We start from the raw sequence: 17,372 nt of genomic DNA on the forward strand, positions 1-17,372 counted from the left end.
ATGACCATCCTTAACTGGTATGAAAAACCTCATCTGATCGAGAAAAGCGGAGGCACCATTCGTTTTCAAGAGGCCCCCAAAAGCTATCGGGTGATCACCAACATTGACTGTTCGGCTTTGCCGCAATATGGGCGGATTAAAGATGCCAAGGGTAAAGTGCTGATGACCTTTACCTGTGCGGAAAACCAAATGCTCATGGAGGAGCATTATTTTCAATTCAGCAAAGAGGAAAAGAAGCTGGTCCAACAAATGTGGAAAGACACCAAAAAGGGTCTTACCGACATCGTGATCTATGATGGGTGCTATGAGCGGGTCAGACATAAATATCAAGCCACCAAGTCTTCGCCTCATGACCGGTTTCTCTCCTGGTTTGCTGAGGTCATCACCCATCAAAAAGAATTGATCGAAGCATATGTTCCTAGTCCAGGTAAGTATGTTTCACAAGAGGGATATAACATCATAAGCAATTAAATTTTAAATTCTGGAAGCAAGACAATGAAATATTATCTAACAATTATTCTATGGGCCTTAACCATGACAAGCAATTGGGGGCTCGATCTAAATCCTGCTGATGGTTACTCGGATGTCTGGGTTCGCGAACTAAATGATGGTGTTGTCGATGCGGATACTTTTGACGAGGACGGAGATGGTATTTCGTTTAGAGAGGAACATGACTATGGATTAGATCCTGAAGTAGCAAATCCTGATTTCTTTGTCATCAAGTGGAAGAACCTCCCTCCGTTGAAATTGGTGATAGAACTACAGGATGTAGAAAGTGTAATCTACAACATTGAAGTCAGCAATGACTTAGCAACATGGTCCTTGCCTGCACCGCTCTCAAACATAATTGGTAACGGAAATACTCCTTTCAGTGTCGAAGTAGATACAACAAGTTCAGAATCCTTTCTAGGAGTTTTGGGTATCGGCTTTGTGGATAGTAATGATGGCGACTTACTCAACGATTATGAGGAATACTTGATTGGAACCAATAAGACCAAAGCGAGTAGTGATTCAGATCAACTGCTAGATCACTGGGAATGGCTCTACCAAGTAAGTGATCCTCGTTTTGACCCACTTGATGGGGATAGTGATGGAAATGCTAGGGCCGACCATATGGATGACTTTGACGGTGACCTGCGAAGTAACCTGGATGAAATGCTTCAGAACACAGATCCTCATGACGCAGGAGATTTCGCCACCGAGATCAATGATACAAGCAATCTAGCACATTACGAATTATACACGCCAATTCATTAATTTATAAAAACCTAGGAATCATGGGAGAGAATATGAATGTTTTTAAATACTTTTTAGTATGTTGGAGTTTAGTTGCCATCCTGTGGTATGAAGGTCCTCATGCCTTTGCTCAAGAATGTGCCTGTGAAGATGATAAAATTTCTGTAGAGATTTCTGCTTTTTATAATGAAGCATCCCAGCAAGACCAATTATTCTTAGAAGATGTTAAACTGAAAGTCGGGGATTCCGAGTTGGCTCCGGTATTTGCAGAGGAGCAATCTCCTGGCGCAAATAGGTTTTTCTATGAATGGCAGACGGACGGAGACATTCAGCCGGAAGTGCCTGGTCAACTAAAAGTCCAGATTCCGGTTGATGAGGAAATCGAAGTAAGTTTTAACGGTGTTACAGGAGTGGGCGAATACGCAGAATATGCTTTTAAGACCTTATTTTTTGCCCCTTGCTTCCTTAAGTTTGAAATAGACGGAACCGTTGTTGAGCTAAATGAGGCCAATAACTACAATACTAATATTGATTTAGGGCCTGACAACTCGATTGATATTCGTTTGGTTGAGAACTATTTGAGTGATACTTATGTTATTCTAGATCAGCAAGAGTATCCGAATGGTGGTTCACTGGATTCCTTTACGCTAAAAGTGATTACTAAGGATGAAGACGAGGGGGATGAGCCAGGTTCTAATGCCAGTGGTGGTTCTTCGGGCTCTTATGCATCCGGTGCTCCAAGTGGAGGTGCGGGCGAGCCGGGAGGAGTAACGCCTCCAAGTGTTTTCAATCGTCATTCTTTTTCCTTAGGATCATTGGATTCCACCACATCCGCCGGCTCTCTATCCACCAGTATGAGGCAATTAAGTGATTCTTCTATGGCTTCAGAATCTACCTTTCACTCCGGTATTGTTTCCTATGATCTGGTCAATGATGCCGTGACTGTTAATACCAGAACGATTGCAACTGGAGTAACAGCCATACAAAATCTCACCACGCTTGATACCCATGTAGAGGTAAGAGAAGGCCTTCTTGGGGAAAGTGATTGGCAGGGCAGCACCTTATCAACAGGAAGCTTTGAAATGATCTTTTATCCAACGCCTTATAATCCATCAGATTCGCCTTTAGCAGTATGGAGGTATGATCAAATAGGATCCGGCTCTACAGTACAACTTCAAGTCACTCGCATTGATCAACCTAACACCTCTGAGCAAACGACAGATGTGACAACCTATGAAAATGTAGATACACCCACAGATGAAGGTTGGCGCAGTGTGACTCAAAATGGAGATAAAACCGAGGAATTCTTTTGGAGATATGTAGATGACGAAGCATACACCAAAATCATTAGGATCTACGATAACCGCAACAGCACCACGCTGGTAGCCGAAACACAAACAACCTATCAATACCACAGTAGCGAAATAGGCTGGGTCATTACTCAGGAAATAGAAGACCCTCTGGGAGCCAATCTTATCACGACCTGGACCTATGAGGATGACACACTCAGCCCTGCTTTCGGTCAGCTACTAAGTGTGGAGAACTCCGATGGCACTTGGGAAGCTTATCAATACGATAGCACTGGTGAGCTTATGGCAACATCCACTCCCTGGAAGGATACAACGCTTCTCAATGCTGATCTGGTCAATGGCAGCAATTGTATAAAAGAAGTAAGCAGTTACGACAGCGGCACTGAAACCCGGATCACAGAAACCTATATTGAAGGAATTAAAACCAAACAAAGTGATCGAAGCAGCCTTTTTGTTTCACCAAACTATCAAACCACGGAAAAAGAGTACTTCTCAGATGGGAGTTTTCTGACGACTTTTACATTGCAAGAAAATGTGTCATCGCGCAGAACGCTACATGTTGATGATCCAGAGGGCACACGCACCAGTTATGAATATGAGACTGGAACTTGGAATGCCGGGACGGGGGAGTTTGTGGCCGACCCTCCTGGCACATCTTCATGGAATCGAGGTCCGGACCTGCGTAAATTAACCAAGAATGGAACGGTTAGCTCGCCTGATGGAATCGCTGACCAAAGCACCTGGCAGCGCTCTATCTTTGTGGATGAAGAAGCGGGCCTCAGTGAACAACTAATCTATGGATCAGGAGGAACTGAGGTAATAGAAACCACTACTTCTAGCGAGGAAGAGGGGGATTGGAATGAAGTCAGCAAGTCCTTTTCGCCTATGCTGGGAGGCAAAGCGAGGCGTGAGCAGACCTTGGTCAACGGAGTGGTTGTCTCAACCCAGATTTATGATAAGGGAGATCTGGTTGCCTCTACAGATCGTGAAGGCCATACGACCACCTACACCTATGATGGCTATGGACGCCCGGAGACAGAGACACGGCCGTCGGTCAATGGAACGATGGTCACCACTTATGGCTATGATGTTTTGGGAAGGCTGGAAACATCAACCACTCAGGGAGGCTCTTTGTCTCTCTCCTCACAAACCACTTATTACCCTAGCGGTGAAGTCGCCTCTCGGACCGATGCCAGTGGATTAGTGACTACCTATCAATACAGCACAGGACCAAGCGGTAATCGGGTGGAAACCATCACCAGGCCCAATGGCAAAACTCAAATAACGGAATACCACCTCGATGGGCAAATCAAATCCATTACTGGAACCGGTGTGATTCCCGAATTCTACGATTACCAAGTAGAACCCAATGGAAATCTTTCCACCACACATTACATTGGCAGTAGCGATCCTACTTCCCCTCGTTGGACTAGGACCACTTACGACTGGCTTGGTCGAATAGAGTCCCAAAGCCAGCCAGCTTTTTCCGGTGGGGAGCAGACGACAAACTATGTTTACAACGCCATAACTGGTTTGCTCGAAAGACAAGAGAGAACAGGCTTAGCCGACATCCTTTATGAATACGATCCATTGGCGCGACAAAGTAAACAGGGATTAGATTTGGCCGGTGATGATGATGTCCTCACACTGGCTTCCACAGACCGCCTCACTGAAACCGAGCAACGGTTCGTCAAAGAATCAAATACGTGGTTCCGTCAGATCACGACCAGCCGTTACCTTAGTGATGATGGAATTACAGACATCCACAAAACAATCAGTAAAGAGCAAGTATCCGGTTTGCAAATTGGGGGCTTACTAAATAAATCCATTTTCATCCAGGACATTGACAACAACAACGCCACCACTACTACCATGACCCGTATGCTAACCACCCCTGGGGTGGTGACTTCTACCACAGATGTTCCTGACTCTTCGAGCGATCAGGTGGATGTCTATAGCAATGGGCAGCTTGCCAGCTCAACAAATCCATCGATTCCAGCAGGAGAAAATGCTATCACCCTTTACACCTACGATGACCTGGACCGTCTGGATACTCTCACCGATCCAAGAGGTGTGAAGACAACGTATTCCTATTACACCACTTCGGCCAGTGGAGGACTGAAAGGTCAAATACAAACCATGATCACCTCTACAAACCCTAGCTCTCCTGGTCCTACCCACAATAAGGTGAGATATGAATATTATATGGATGGTGAGTTGGGAGCCGGGCAGATTAAGCTGCAGCAGAATATCAGACCTCTCGATGATGTGGTTCTCAATGAAACCCGTTTCCAATATGATGACCTCAACCGCCTCACTCACCAGTGGGGTTCCGCCACCTATCCCAAAAAATATGGCTACAATGGCTATGGTGACCAAACCACCTTGGAGACTTACCGAGCTGGCACCGGCTGGAATAGTGCAAGCCTACCTTCTGCTTTTAGCTCACCGGGAGACATCACGACCTGGAATTATCAACCCTCCACCGGACTTTTGACTTCCAAAATATATGCTGATAACAAGGGAACCTCCTACACCTATTATGATTCAAGCCTCTTACAAACAAGAGTATGGGAGCGTGATAGTGGCCTGACTACCTCCTATTCCTACAACGGAGCCGGTCAGCTAGAGGATACCACTTATTCTGATGGAACAACCGACATCATTCGCACCTATGACCGGGCCGGGCGTTTGGCCACAGTGCAAGATGATGCGGGAACCCATACCTTGACTCATGCCTTTGACGGAGGCTTAGAACAAACGATCATCTCGGGTTCCGGTGTGCTTAGCGGAACAACACTCAATCCTGGTTATGATGCATGGGGCAGAAGAAACAACTTTGCCATTCCAACAAGTTCTATCTCCCAATCCATGACCTACAACGCCTCTACGGGAAGGCTAAGCAGCTTCGCTCAGGATGCAAACCTCGTGACCTATGGTTATGAACCGGAAAGCAATCTGATCAAGACCATGACATCCAACAATGGATCAAGCGATGTTCTCACCAAAACCAAGACCTTCGATACCATAAGCAGAATGTCGTCCTTTAGTGTGAACAGCGGCACATTATCCCTAACAAATGACTTGGACGCGCTCAATCGACGGATCACCACAAATCGCCAAGACGGAACCTATTGGGATTACTTTTATAATGACCGCAACGAAGTGGTGTCTGCCAGCCAGCATTTTTCCAATGATGAGTTCATGCCTGGTAGAAATTTTTCCTACACCTACGACCACATTGGAAACCGATTGACCTTTGAAGATCAATCCGCTCAACCAAACTCGGGCCCATTTGATTACACCGCTAACCAACTCAATCAGCATGTTGACCGTGAAGTCTCCAACTTCAAATGGATCACCGGCACTGCCGACAGCGCTGCTTATGTCACCATCAACGGAAACCTAGCCGATAGAATGGGACCAGATGGAGCATACTTCTCCTGGCCTCTAGAGCTAGATCCGGAAACGGCCTTACTCTTTAGAGAAACAGACATTTCCATCAAGGCCAAGCTTCCTGCTGCCGGTGGAAATGGCGAAACCCTTGTTGCCAGCGACGATGGCTCGGTCATCACTCCCAGATCACCTCAAGGCTTTAATTATGATGACGATGGTAACCTCACATTTGATGGGCTTTGGACTTATACCTGGAATGCCGAGAATAGGCTCATAGCCGTTGAATCTAATGCTGCCATGCCGACGCTGGTAAAAAAGAAGTTGGAGTTTGTCTATGATTACCTGGGCCGACGCATTCAAAAGAAAGTCTTCAACCATGATGGAAGTAGCTATGTTTTAGACCGCACTCGCAAATTCCTCTACGATGGATGGAATATGGTCGCCGAGCTTGATGGCTCAGATACTTTGCTCAAGAGCTACCTCTGGGGCACAGATTTATCCGGCACTGCACAAGGAGCTGGTGGTGTCGGAGGATTACTCGCAGTGACAGACCACCTGGCTGGCAAAACCTATTACACCCTCTCAGATGCCAACGGCAACGTCATCAATCTCTTCGATAGTGCTGATGGGTCAGTAGCCGCGACCTACGAGTACTCACCCTTCGGGCAAGTCCTCCGAGCGACAGGTCCTGCAGCACAAATCAATCCATTTAGATTCAGCTCGAAATATCAGGATGATGAAACCCAACTCAACTACTACGGCTACCGCTACTACTCCGCTGATTTAGGAAGGTGGTTGAATAGAGATCCTTTAGGGGATCGCATGTTTGTATATATGTCGTTAACTCAAGATCAGGTTGAATTTGATTCTAATGGCGATCTAAGCAGACTGATAGAAAAAGCAGAATCACAGCCGTATTTATTTGTAGATAATAGTCCAGTCAATGATGTTGATCTTTTAGGTTTATATATTATTGATGTCATGATAGAAACTGAGATCAAGCCACCAGACACAGCTTCTGGTATAAAATCAAGGCACAGTGTGACAATAGATACTACAAAATCTAAGATTACTCGTGATAGCCCAAAAATCTTTAACACTTTTGGGATTCCAGGCACTGGAAGTGGTAGCTTAACAGCAAAATTTGATAAGTTTCTATCCAATCCTTGTGTATTTAAATTGGAGATGAGCGGTACAGCAGAGACTGTTTTAAGAGGTTTTCCATTTACTATTGGTGGAGCTCCTAGAAGGAATGAAATCATCGACTATGATTTTAATTTTTTAATCGATATTGCCAAATTTGAGGTTACTCTAAGTGGCGGTCATGATGGATACCCTTCTTATTTGATCTTATTTGATGGTAAGTCCGTATATAGCTTTAGGCAAACAACACTCAGGGCACTAGCACCGCCTGATGATGATACTAAAGTATTTAAGGATTTTAAATTCAGAGCTTCTAACAACTAGCCGCTATTTTTGATGAAGCAACAGATCAAGATAATTTTTAAGTCTTTGGTGCTCTGTGAGGCTTTGTTTTTGATGGCTTATCCTTTCATGTTCTTGCTTGAAATGATCGGAAATGTTGGGCAAGAAATAACCGACACTACAACATTTTATGGCAAACAGGATGGGACAGTCTACTCTTCTAGCTATCAAAAAAGCGAAGCTATTTCAATTGTATTGATTGCGGTTTTCGGGATTACTTTAGCTGTTCTAAGCAGACAGATAGTAGGTCTTTTGAAATTAATTAATTCTAAGTTGAAATCATGGGCATTGATTGCTAGCTCATTACTAATTGTCCCCCTTATTTCTATAATACTTCTAGGATTCTCGTACGGTATATATGCTTGTGTTAATTTGCTGGTTGGGCTTGTTACTCATGACATCAAAGACCAGATCACTCCATTCATAGTCGTCTTAGTCATAGCAGCACTATTTTTTATCAGTATGAGCAATATCAAAAGTTTGGATATATTTTCTACATTACGTTTTGAGATCATATACGGAGCATTGTTACTAGTGATATCGGGAACCGTATTTTTACAAACGTCACTAGCAGAAGATCATCATTGGGCATTATTTATAATTATTGGTATTTGCTCGTATATGGCTACCTTATTTGTTTTAGGTTTGCAAAAAAAGCTGCCTCAACGATCTGTATAAATATAACAACTTTTCGCAAAACCCCCGCTTAGAAAAGGTTTTGGGAAGTTGTTCATCAACTGACCTGGGTAGAGGGAGGATAGCGGAAGAAATGACAAAGCCTTGGCGGTGTTAATCACCTGACCAGAGTAAGCCTAGACTTTCTATTTGGCGATACCCAGCACAATGCCTGGATGGATTATCTATCGAATATTGGCGCACAATGGAAGAAAAACGAAAAAGCGATTATTGAAGGACCTCGAACCCAATAGCAATGAAGCACCTAATTTTTTTCATAACCGCTTGCTTGCTTAGTCTTAGCGCCTGTTCCTTCGAGAATAAGTATATTCCTAAAATGGAAGAAATAGAGAATGCTATTCGTGCGAACCCGCAGGACATGAAGCAGTGGCAGAAACTTGAGCGTATGATTCATAGTAGCAACTATTGGGATGTTTATTATGGATACACAGGCTTTAGGACTTTAGCACAAGAAAAACTTTCAAAGTATTACCCAAATTATATAGCAGTCTTCAAAAAGGGCTTAAATCATAGGGATATGGGTGTTCAAGTAGTTTGTGTTGAAGGAATATCAAATCTTGGACCAGAAGCTATACACCAATTATATCCTGATTTAGAAGCTATGCTTTCCGAGCGAAAAGAAAATAGTCTAACTTGGGAAGTGGCGAGTATCCTTGGTCAAATTAATAATAAAGAAATTGCTAATGATAGTCTTAAACTGTTACTCAAAATAAGCTCATCTAAACCAACATATATCTCTTCAACAACAGATGCTATCTTACGAAAAGAGGCATTAAAATCAGCCTATAAAATAGCTCAGAGAAATCTTACCTCTGAAGTGATTGATCAATTTGAAACATCTTTAATGAAGATGAAAGTTGAAAATGAATCGGATCAAAGATTCAAAAAAGATTTTGAAGAAACTATCCATAAGCTACAAGAAGAGTTAAAGAGTCGGACAGAAAATTGACATGCTTCTTTGATGCCAACGGCAACGTCATCAATCTCTTTTATAGCGCATAAAAAAGGGGTCAGACCTTGTTATTGACAACTATACCAGCATTTCCAGGGTGACTATATGCCTAGACAACCTCGAATAGAGTATGAAGGAGCTATTTATCATGTAATGAGTTGAGGGGATCGACGAGAAGCCATTTATTGGAATGATGAGGATAGAGAGAATTTTCTTAAAACATTAGGAGAATCATGTGGGAAGTGTAGTTGGCTCGTTCATGTTCATATGGGTTCCAGGAATTATGTAATCTATTTGCTATACAATAAAAGATTTAGCAATAACAAGGCCTGACTCCTCACATTTCGATTATCAATGAAGATGTTTTCTTAAAGCGAAGGGCTGTTAATGTTATTGAAGCCCTCGAAAATAAAAGTATTAAGGAATATATAAGAAATCTGTTTGGGAAGGATCATAAATCCAATTCTCTGCAGGTTTTAGAAGATTGTATTGATGATAATACAACCGGCTACAACCAATACTTCCCTGCGCAGGGTGCGGAATATAACTTTCTTGATAAATTTAAGAATAAATAGCAGCTAAAGGCCAACGTTTTGGATGCAACATCAGTAGAGATATTATCGCAAAAATTGAAAATCAAACCCAAAAAAGGGGTCAGACCTTGCTATTGACAACTAGATCATCATTTCTAGGGTAACGATATCCCTAGACAAGCTCGAATAGAGTATGAAGGAGCTATTTATCATGTAATGAGTTGAGGGGATCGAGGAGAAGCCATTTATTGGAATGATGAGGATAGAGAGAATTTTCTTAAAACATGAGGAGAATCCTGTGGGAAGTGTGGTTGGCTCGTTCATGCTTATTGCTTGATGGATAATCATTTCCATGCAGTCATCGAAACACCGAAAGCCAATCTGGTTACCGGAATGAGAGAGTTATAGGGGCAAAGCTTTAGATGATGAGAAGCGGATCTCACGTGGCTGGCAGTATGGTGGTGAAGATTTTGGGGAACGAAGTCTAGAGCGCTACGATGAGATGCGTTCGCAAGTAAATATATGTGGACCGGTCAAGCAAGAGAAAGAACTCTTTAAAAGGAAAAGAATTCTTAAGGAAGAACTTAAAAAGTTGGGTTGGACTAGCAGAAGGATTGAGAAGGAGCCTAAAGGCTGTAAGCAAAAAATTCATATAGCAGAAAGGTTAAGGCGTGAGACTACCATTACTATAAATCAAGTAGCGACTCTTGTTCATATGGGTTCCAGGAATTATGTAAATTATTTGCTATACAATAAAAGAGTTAGCAATAACAAGGTCTGACCCCTCACACGCTCTGCTAGTTGGTCGTCGCGACCGATGACACTGGTTCGCTAACGCGAATGGCAGTCGAACTAAAGTTCTCATCCCGCCCTGCTCCACACTCCCCGATCTAGCCGGTATCGCGCTCCGCGCAATGAAAACTTCCCTGTCCTCTTTTCTTCGAAAAATCGGACAGGGCGGGATTCGAACCCGCGGTACCGTGAGGTACACCCGCTTTCCAGGCGAGCACAATCGGCCACTCTGTCACCTGTCCTATAAAAGTGTTAATATCATGCTAGAGTCATAGAATTATTCAAATGCTTTATTGTGTTCCTTGGTGGCTGATTACATCGTCCAGTGCCTCCCTGTCTCCACTAGGCTACGCAGTTAGCACCTCTGGTGTGAATGAAGAAGTTCACTTACGCGAATGGCGTTCTGTCACCTGTCCTGTAAAAGTGTTAATATCATGCTAGAGTCACAGAATAATTCAAATGCTTTATGAGTTGTTTTCGCTCTGGCATAATCATTGCAAGGTAAAAAGATGATCAAGACCATGGAAGAGGCATACCAATTTGTGAAAGAGGTGAAGGTCTGCACAATATTCGGTAGTGATAAATGCAAACATCCTTCGCTTTGGGAGCGTGTGGATTTACCGGAAAAGCAGCCCGGTGAAAAAGGATGGGGTCAGAAAGTGAATGCGGTGTGGAGCTGGAAAAATAAGCTGCCCGCCACGTATCCAGACGAAATTTTCTATGGCAAGATAAAGGGTGGCCTGGCTGTCCTCATGGAGATGACTTATTTGCGAGATGTTCATTTCATCCAATCCCATGAGGCAATAGACCATCTTCCCGAACTTCAACAAAGCATTTATGAAAAGATTCGTCTGGAACCTAGAGATACCACGAGTTTGCGAAAACAAATTCTTTCTGATCACGATTGTAGCAAGAGTCAGTTTGATTCAGCTCTCAAGAACTTACAGGTATCAATGAATATAGTGAGGAGTAATGAGCCCGATCTTAAGCAAGATATCTGGTTGCCATTTAAAGAGGTCTATTTGAATATCTGGCAACATCATTTGGATGACTAACGTCTTTTCAATATTCTAGAGAACTCGGATGAAATAGCATTTGAAAAAATTCCTTTCTACTTTCTTTGCCAGACATGCGGTAGAATTCATAGGTGACATGTTCATAGGGATTTTGGAGGTTCATTTCAATCCCCCACAAAGGGATCTCGCCAGCTGGGCTCATGGAATAGCGTAAGTCTCCTATAACATTAGATTTTTCTGGATGGAATCCTAAGTAGCCATCTGAGAATTTTCGAAATCGCTTGATATCATGATAGAGAACAGAAGCCTTGTCCAGTTTGGGGAATGATTTGTTGATATCAACTTTTTCTACCGAAGTCCCCTGAAAAATTTGATTTTTAAAACCAGTCCGTACAGCATCGATATAAAACTGCTCATCAAACAAATAAATAGATCTCCATAATAGAATGTTTCCTACAGTTGGTTTGACAATCATCCTTTCTATTGTGTGAGAGCGCTCCGCAGCCAAATGCTCAATGGTATTTTCAGCACGATTTAATTGCCACAAACCAAGTAATAAATAGAAGCCAGCAAAGATTAAACCTGCACGACAATAGTTGGTATTGAGGTTCTTAAAGCCGATGATTAAGGTGATGATTAAGCTGGCGGTGAAAATAGGATCAACAATGGCAATAATGCACCAAGCGATTCTCTGATCTAATAGAGGCCATAGGAGTTGAGTGCCGTAGCTGGTGCATGCATCAATAAATCCACTGAAAAGATATCCCATGAAGCAATAGAAATATAAAGTCTTGATGGGTAAGCGCTTTCTAAAAAATGGGTAGAGTAAAATAAAAGCTATGAGAGCGCCGATGGGAATGAAGAAGATGGAATGGGTAAAATGCCTATGATATTCTAGTGTAAGTAAAGGATCTTCAGATGAACGAATGAAGATGTCGGCATCGGCTAAAAGACCAGCAATAAGGCCAATGATACTCGCCATACGGATATGTTTTTTTTGGGAGGAGGCTTGAGCCACTGTGGCTCCTAATACTCCCTGAGTAACAATATCCATTGATTAGAGTTTATCCTTAAAACAGAGGCTTTCAAAAATCTTTTTAGGATATGACTAGGTTCTGCGCATGGCATTTTTCTTGAGAAAATCATGAATGAGTTAATTACAATCAAGCAAGGTAGCATGACATAGTGATTTAAGGCTGAGTATTGTTTATAGGGTTTTGTTCTACTGGTATTGTCTGTAACTATAGGCGCGGTTATTCATTTTCATTGCCAAATAAGCTTAAATACTACCACCGTTGATGACTAAAAGTCTGCCAGGAGTATCATCTAGGGAGACCCATGCTGCCAATCTATCAGGACTGGTGCTGCATGCGCTTGATAGTTTCGCTTTTTCTTGTTACTGAAAAGCTACGCACAGGCCATGTGATGGCATACATCTTGGTCGAGTCTGTTTTCCTTGTGGCTCAAGCTTTTAGGCATTTCGTTCAATTTCTATTATATCATCCGGGTTAAACACTTGCGGATTGGTAATCGGCTTGATGTAATATCAGATCTCACTATAACAGTTAGTTGTTTGCGGGGAGTACGGATAAAATGGCACAGTTAACAAACATCACTTTTTTAATCACTAGGATTTCCCTTGGAATTGTTGGTCTGGCGATCTGTTTGATTGTGCTATTTCCAGAGTATGTCGGTAAGGGCGAGGCCAGGGAATGGGAAGTTCAGAGGGTGGTTAATCTTCTTATAGGTCTCAATATGCTGATCGTTTCTGCGGTCCTTTTTATCAAGCCATTACAGGTGTGGCTCATGCGTAGTTTCGCTTTTCGGGCAATGTCTTCGATGAGTATTATTCTCCTTCTGCTGGCTCAAGTAACCTTAGCTGTAGCCGGAATTTCTGTGACTGCGGTAGTGTTATCAGCGGATTGGTTGGGGCTAGATCCTACACCAGGATTTGGTTTGACTCGATCACTACAACTTGCTGCGGGCTTAAGCCTTTTAGCTGCTACTTACCTTTTGCACAGCAAGCCTCTTCAGCGTTGGGTGGTCAAATCCTTTGGAGAAAAGATATTGGGCCACCTGCAGTTTATTGTGCTTTTATTTACCAAATACGCGCTATTACTTACCGGCCTAGCGACGGTTTTTTTGGCATCTTGTGCAGAGTTGATCGGTATTGATACTTCTCCAGGCTGGGGGCATGCGCGGACACTGCAATTCTGTGTGGGTTTGAGTTTTACAGCTGTAGCAATCATTTTGCAAAGCCGCGCGATGAAAGCTTGGTTTGTTAGACATTCTGGGCTCCGTCTTCTTTCACCAGTCCAGATTACAGTCATGCTTATCGTGCGGGTGATTTTAGCAGTTTCGGGGGTTTCAGTAACTGTCTTGGTGATATCTGCCGATTGGATTGGTTTAGATCCTACACCAGGTTGGGGGAGAGATCGTTTCATGCAACTCATTGCTGGCTTGGCTTTGTTATTTGCGACATTCATTCTTCATAATCGTTCTTTGTGGAAGTGGATGCGAAGAAGTTGATAACTTTTCTCAAATACTCTTTGGAGGTAGGAAATTGAAGCGGACTATTCCTTCAGTGGAGCCCTCTCATTTCTATGAAATTTATCAGGTTGCCATGGAATCGGTGGAAGCAATGCACCGCCCTTTAGTGGTGGCAAATGAGTGTGGTGTCACACTACCGGATAACGAATATTTAGATAGGATTGCCAGCACGGTTTATCCGTTGATGGATCGAGTCTCGCGCATTGTCCAAACTGTCTCTGGCAAGAGTATGACTTATGCACAATGTGTGGTCTTAAGAATTTATGGTTTGATGGTTTTACAAGAAGAGAAGGATCCTCGATTTCAGGAATTTTTTATGAAAAAAAACGGAGAAATCATTTCTTTGACAAGACCTTTAGTCATGGCGGGAGCTACTGCGGAACTCTCCTTTGAAGGTCGTTTTAATCGAGATAGCCTTTTTGAAGTGCTCCACAATTCTAGAACCTCCCCCCAGACTTAGAAACTTGGGAGTGTGAGAGATTTTAGATTTCCAACAAGGCATAGGCGGAGCGGTTCTCTCCTAATAGGACTCTAACCCAGTGAAGATAAAAAGTTGGAAGCTCAAAGGATCACAACCCTCTAGACAGTGCATGGAAGTGTGTGAGAGCTGGATTACTCTCATCCGGATGATGCAGATACGCGTTGGGTCAGTAGATAAATTTACGTGAGGAACTGGCAGGAGGCGTATAAGTTCTAGCACCCATGGATAAGGCAGCACTTGGTGCAAAGGAACGCAAATTTTTGCTGGTTGCTTTGAGCTCCTTCATGCTCATGCGGCGCTCTCTCGCAGAACTACCCCAACTCTCTGTAAAAATGACCTCATCTCGCGCTTGGTTATAGCCGACTATTACTGATGCATGGGAACCATGAAGCCTTGATGAAGGCCAGAGACTTCTTTCATTGAGTTCCTCAGGAGCTTTCAATTTCTTGTCCTTACTTGATTTGAAAGATTTGGCATACTGCGTATGGAAAGCATCTCGATCACGTGTAAAATAACGGCTGACTATGATGGGTTGTCCCTTATCAATCTCGCGCTTAATGGCATAGATGCTCGGAGTTATAGTCTTGATAAATAGTTTTCCTTCAGTGCCCACAGACCTAAGCATGCGCTCAGTATTCGCATTCTCAACATCACCTTCTTTGTAGCCCGCCTTGGAGGCCACTAGGTCAATATCTAAGTTTAGACCATGATAACGTGAAATCATGGTGACACAGCCTACCCAGCAATAGCCTCTAGAGCCCTGGTCTACAGTGGGGATATTCTTGACGATGACATCTCCATTGGGGCTCGTCATAACATTTGCCAAATTTTTTTCTTGTCTCATAGCTTTTGAAATCGAACTAGCGGTTGGTCTAAGTGAAGTGTCCGTTATGGTGAGATGAATGAGTGAATTAGGAACCACCTCTAAATCTAGTTTGAATTGGTTCTTTCTGAAGCTGGTTACTTTTCGTTTCAAGGCACCTGAGCCTGTCGTTTTGGGGAAGCCGGGACTCCCCGTATGAGCTCGGATATAGCGGGTTAGCTTGGATTCAATTTCACGCATCACCCCTGGTAGAGCTTTACGTTCTTTTTCTCGGCTCTCCTTGATCTGTTTTTGTTTTTTTTTCGCATCTTCTTTAATTTTTTCTTTTTCTTTGCTTGATAACTCTCGCGTGTCGATGACAGATGACTCGTCTAAATCTGAAGTGAAGTAACGTCCCTCTTCAAAGTAAACAAGAGTGACATGCTGGACCCTTTGCCCTTCCATCTTGGCTATTGCCTCATATGGTTTAATGCCAAAAATCGTGTCATTTTTATTTATTCTTAGATTGCGGGGATTTCCACTCGTCCACTCTCCAGGTAATCGATTACTCTGCCAAGCGGAGGGATTGAGGAGCGCCTTACCTATTTCGGAGGCTCTCGAGACGCCGGTCAAAATAGAAAAAAGCCAAGCGAATATTATCAAAAATCGAACCAGCATAGACAGTCCTAATATCGACATTATAGGCTCACTCTGAACAAGATACCAGTTTGTATTTTGACTAACTATCTCAAGAGTTCCTCATACTGAATCGAATGAAAAGTCTAGAATCTTGGTTGGGCTTCTGTATAGTTTAGATTTTATAAGTGTCCCCATAGCTCAACGGATAGAGCAATCCTCTCCTAAAGGATAGATGCAGGTTCGATTCCCGCTGGGGATAAATAATCTATATAGAGACCCTTCATCAAAAAATTCAGGTCTGAATTAAGAGCCATTCAATGAAATCTTGATTTGAGTCATATATAAATATCTTGCTACGATTTTCAAGTTTCTAATAGTTAATTTATGATTAACTAAAATGAGTTATAAAGCGTAATAATCTATCTAAGTAGTTAGTAGCCAATATATTAGATATTTATTTAAATATTACTAAATACCTCAAAATATTTTATTTGCCTAAAAAATGCCACTTGTCAGTTGACAAAATGATTATGTATGCTTCACAATTTATATTCGCCATAAGAGCATATAATCACCTGTATGTAACAAACTAAATTATAACCACAAAAACTAATAAAATGATGAGAACAAAAAGAGAAAGGGGTTTAAGCCTAACAACGTGCCTACTCCTACTAGCATTAACCATCTTTGTAGCCCCAACATCCGCACAAGTCCTGCAGTATGAATTTGAGGAAGGCACCGGGTTAACCACCAGCGATTTAACTGGAAACGGACACACCGGGCACCTCATGGGAGGAGCAGCTTTTTCCTTTGGCAAGCATCCAAGTAGCGGAGGCCTCTTGTTCGATGGAAGCAATGACTATGTGGCTATTAGCAACCTTTTCTATCAAGGGACTAACTATGCTACCTTTTCCGTGAGCTTCTGGTTGAAGACCACCGACAAAAGCAATCAAGTGATTGCCTCTTTTGACCGAGAGGAGTACTGGCGAGTGGAAATCAATGGGCCAAGTGCCGGTCAAGGGGATGTGGGCTTTACCGTAGCCACCACTTCGGGGGCTGTTGAGAGTCTTGGGGGAACCACCCGCATCGATAATGGGTTATGGCATCATATCGTCACGGTTTTCGATAATGGCGTGTTGAGTCTTTACATCGATGGAGTTTTAAACAATTCCAAAACGGTTGCCGGCACGACCTTTGGAACAGGCTCCACGCGCTATGGGTTTATCGGGGTGGGGTCTGAGGCAGATGTCTATGATGGAAGCAAAAGCCCGACTGATTATTTCAATGGCAGTCTTGACGACTTCCGGATCTATAACATGGGGCTGACTCAGACCGAAGTGCAAGCCCTTTATGATCAGAAACTAGCCGATGGGCTGGATGCTGATGAAGACGGTCTGGATGACCTATGGGAGTATCAATACTTGCTGGATCTCAGTCAGGGGCCTGCTGATGACTATGATTTGGATGGGTTGAATAACCTCAAT

At 43.0% G+C, this 17,372-nt stretch carries 12 protein-coding genes and 2 tRNA genes; 11 read left to right on the plus strand and 3 right to left on the minus strand.

Annotated elements, in window-relative coordinates; all coding sequences use genetic code 11:
* From AAGA18_14620 to AAGA18_14645, 6 genes are all read left to right on the plus strand, one after another.
* A partial coding sequence (locus AAGA18_14620; GenBank protein ID MEM9446576.1) for a hypothetical protein occupies positions 1-471 on the plus strand: 471 nt, incomplete at its 5' end.
* A 24-nt stretch (positions 472-495) separates the two neighbouring features.
* Positions 496-1,257, plus strand: coding sequence for a hypothetical protein (locus AAGA18_14625; protein ID MEM9446577.1), 762 nt, complete (start codon positions 496-498; stop codon positions 1,255-1,257).
* A 32-nt stretch (positions 1,258-1,289) separates the two neighbouring features.
* Positions 1,290-7,409 (plus strand): RHS repeat-associated core domain-containing protein, encoded by a 6,120-nt coding sequence (locus AAGA18_14630; protein ID MEM9446578.1) that lies wholly within the window; start codon positions 1,290-1,292, stop codon positions 7,407-7,409.
* A gap of 12 nt (positions 7,410-7,421) precedes the next feature.
* On the plus strand, positions 7,422-8,105 hold the full coding sequence (locus AAGA18_14635; protein MEM9446579.1) for a hypothetical protein: 684 nt from the start codon (positions 7,422-7,424) through the stop codon (positions 8,103-8,105).
* Between the two features lie 334 nt (positions 8,106-8,439).
* Positions 8,440-9,072 (plus strand): hypothetical protein, encoded by a 633-nt coding sequence (locus AAGA18_14640; GenBank protein MEM9446580.1) that lies wholly within the window; start codon positions 8,440-8,442, stop codon positions 9,070-9,072.
* A 1,038-nt stretch (positions 9,073-10,110) separates the two neighbouring features.
* Complete coding sequence (locus AAGA18_14645; protein ID MEM9446581.1) at positions 10,111-10,389, plus strand: hypothetical protein; 279 nt, start codon at positions 10,111-10,113, stop codon at positions 10,387-10,389.
* A gap of 168 nt (positions 10,390-10,557) precedes the next feature.
* On the opposite strand, the gene AAGA18_14650 is transcribed toward AAGA18_14645, so the two are convergent.
* A tRNA-Ser gene (locus AAGA18_14650) sits at positions 10,558-10,642 on the minus strand.
* A 267-nt stretch (positions 10,643-10,909) separates the two neighbouring features.
* Between AAGA18_14650 and AAGA18_14655 the strand changes: the two genes are divergently transcribed.
* Positions 10,910-11,455, plus strand: a complete 546-nt coding sequence (locus AAGA18_14655) for a hypothetical protein (protein ID MEM9446582.1) — start codon at positions 10,910-10,912, stop codon at positions 11,453-11,455.
* Positions 11,456-11,462: 7 nt separating this feature from the next.
* Here the strand turns inward: AAGA18_14655 and AAGA18_14660 are convergent, their stop codons facing one another.
* Entirely contained in the window at positions 11,463-12,470 is a 1,008-nt protein-coding gene (locus AAGA18_14660) for a metal-dependent hydrolase (protein MEM9446583.1), read from the minus strand.
* Positions 12,471-13,009: 539 nt separating this feature from the next.
* On the opposite strand from AAGA18_14660, the gene AAGA18_14665 reads away from it, so the two are divergent.
* Complete coding sequence (locus AAGA18_14665; protein MEM9446584.1) at positions 13,010-13,945, plus strand: hypothetical protein; 936 nt, start codon at positions 13,010-13,012, stop codon at positions 13,943-13,945.
* 34 nt (positions 13,946-13,979) lie between these two features.
* Entirely contained in the window at positions 13,980-14,426 is a 447-nt protein-coding gene (locus tag AAGA18_14670; protein ID MEM9446585.1) for a hypothetical protein, read from the plus strand.
* A 187-nt stretch (positions 14,427-14,613) separates the two neighbouring features.
* Here AAGA18_14670 and AAGA18_14675 read toward each other — a convergent pair whose 3' ends face one another.
* Complete coding sequence (locus tag AAGA18_14675) at positions 14,614-15,948, minus strand: C39 family peptidase (protein MEM9446586.1); 1,335 nt, start codon at positions 15,946-15,948, stop codon at positions 14,614-14,616.
* Positions 15,949-16,075: 127 nt separating this feature from the next.
* Here AAGA18_14675 and AAGA18_14680 point away from each other — a divergent pair.
* Together AAGA18_14680 and AAGA18_14685 are read left to right on the plus strand one after the other, a co-directional pair.
* A tRNA-Arg gene (locus tag AAGA18_14680) sits at positions 16,076-16,147 on the plus strand.
* A gap of 358 nt (positions 16,148-16,505) precedes the next feature.
* On the plus strand, positions 16,506-17,372 hold an 867-nt coding region (locus tag AAGA18_14685; protein ID MEM9446587.1), incomplete at its 3' end, for a LamG domain-containing protein.

This window comes from Verrucomicrobiota bacterium (genome assembly GCA_039192515.1).
Classification (GTDB): domain Bacteria; phylum Verrucomicrobiota; class Verrucomicrobiia; order Methylacidiphilales; family JBCCWR01; genus JBCCWR01.

What these genes read in the sequence shown, in the direction of transcription:
- AAGA18_14625 (MEM9446577.1), top strand. Translation starts at nt 496, where the DNA reads ATGAAATATTATCTAACAATTATTCTATGGGCCTTAACCATGACAAGC.
- AAGA18_14630 (MEM9446578.1), top strand. Translation starts at nt 1,290, where the DNA reads ATGAATGTTTTTAAATACTTTTTAGTATGTTGGAGTTTAGTTGCCATC.
- AAGA18_14635 (MEM9446579.1), top strand. Translation starts at nt 7,422, where the DNA reads ATGAAGCAACAGATCAAGATAATTTTTAAGTCTTTGGTGCTCTGTGAG.
- AAGA18_14640 (MEM9446580.1), top strand. Translation starts at nt 8,440, where the DNA reads ATGGAAGAAATAGAGAATGCTATTCGTGCGAACCCGCAGGACATGAAG.
- AAGA18_14645 (MEM9446581.1), top strand. Translation starts at nt 10,111, where the DNA reads ATGCGTTCGCAAGTAAATATATGTGGACCGGTCAAGCAAGAGAAAGAA.
- AAGA18_14655 (MEM9446582.1), top strand. Translation starts at nt 10,910, where the DNA reads ATGATCAAGACCATGGAAGAGGCATACCAATTTGTGAAAGAGGTGAAG.
- AAGA18_14660 (MEM9446583.1), bottom strand. Translation starts at nt 12,470, where the DNA reads ATGGATATTGTTACTCAGGGAGTATTAGGAGCCACAGTGGCTCAAGCC.
- AAGA18_14665 (MEM9446584.1), top strand. Translation starts at nt 13,010, where the DNA reads ATGGCACAGTTAACAAACATCACTTTTTTAATCACTAGGATTTCCCTT.
- AAGA18_14675 (MEM9446586.1), bottom strand. Translation starts at nt 15,948, where the DNA reads ATGTCGATATTAGGACTGTCTATGCTGGTTCGATTTTTGATAATATTC.